2 protein-coding genes and 1 pseudogene are annotated in these 1,192 nt (G+C 60.6%); all 3 read left to right on the forward strand.

Going from position 1 to position 1,192, the window contains the following annotated elements; all coding sequences use genetic code 11:
- Positions 1 to 277 (forward strand): annotated as a pseudogene (locus ABYW26_RS14630) (tryptophan--tRNA ligase); the annotation flags it as partial.
- 168 nt (positions 278 to 445) lie between these two features.
- Positions 446 to 901: a universal stress protein gene (locus ABYW26_RS14635; protein ID WP_372605650.1), complete on the forward strand. Its 456-nt coding sequence runs from the start codon at positions 446 to 448 to the stop codon at positions 899 to 901.
- Positions 902 to 974: 73 nt separating this feature from the next.
- On the forward strand, positions 975 to 1,192 hold a 218-nt coding region (locus tag ABYW26_RS14640; protein WP_372605651.1), incomplete at its 3' end, for a NifU N-terminal domain-containing protein.

Genomic DNA, 1,192 nt, shown 5'->3' on the forward strand with positions numbered 1-1,192 from the left:
CCGCAATCTGGTGAACATCTATGCCGCTCTGGCGGATCAGACCGTGGCCGATGTGATGGCCGAGGTCGCCGGGATGCAATTCGGCCAGTTCAAGCCGATGCTGGCCGATCTGGCGGTGGCCAAGCTTGAGCCGATCTCGACCGAGATGGCCCGGCTGATGCAGGACCCTTCGGAGATTGACCGCATTCTGGGGCGCGGGGCCGAGCGGGCGCAGGAAATCGCCGCGCCGATTCTTGCCAAGACCTATGACATCGTCGGCATGGTGCGCTCGCGCTGAAACACGTGAATGGCGCGTCAGGCGGCGCTGATGCGGATGACGCTGCCCTGTTGGGCAGCGTCACGCCTTCGGCGAGAGTATTTCGACCAGGAAAAGGCGGCGGAATCGCCCGCTTGCAACATGGTCGTCATGCCGCCAAGATCGGCATGTAACAAAAGGATTTCAGGGATGCGTAAGTTTCTGGTCGTGCTGGATGACAGCCGTGAATGCCTGAACGCGATGCGTTTCGCGACCATGCGGGCCGAGCATACCGGCGGCGGCGTTCAGGTGCTGTCGGTGATCCCGCCCGAGGAATTCAACCACTGGATCGGCGTCGGCGACATCATGCGCGAAGAAGCACGCGAACGGATCATCGCCCATTACGAGGTCTTCGCCCGCTGGATGCGCGACAAGCACTCCATCGATCCCGAACTGGTGATCCGCGAGGGCGAGCCGGTGACCGAAATCCTGTCGCAGATCCGCGAAGACCCGGAGATCGGTGTGCTGGTTCTGGGTGCTGGCACCGGGAAAAAGGGGCCGGGGCCGCTGGTGACGCAAATGACCAAAAGCGCAGGTAACCTGCCGGTTCCGATGACAATTGTGCCCGGCGAGCTGTCAAAAGAGCAGCTTGAGCAGATCACCTGATTTAGAATCGTTCCAATTCTTGACTTTTCCGCTCGGAATACGCATATCCGGGTCAGGAAATGGAGACGCTCCGATGTTTATTCAAACCGAATCCACACCGAACCCCGCCACTTTGAAATTCCTGCCCGGTCAGGAAGTGCTGGAGGCCGGGACCGCTGATTTTGTCAGCCCCGAGGCTGCCGCGCAATCGCCGCTGGCGGCGCGTATCTTTGGCGTGGAGGGTGTGACAGCGGTGTTCTTTGGCACCGATTTCGTCACCGTGACCAAGCATGACGACAGCGCATGGGAACA

The organism is Actibacterium sp. (assembly GCF_041584535.1).
Taxonomy (GTDB): Bacteria; Pseudomonadota; Alphaproteobacteria; order Rhodobacterales; family Rhodobacteraceae; genus Actibacterium_D.

Excerpts from the sequence above, each read along its gene's own strand:
- ABYW26_RS14635 (WP_372605650.1), top strand. The coding sequence starts at position 446 with ATGCGTAAGTTTCTGGTCGTGCTGGATGACAGCCGTGAATGCCTGAAC.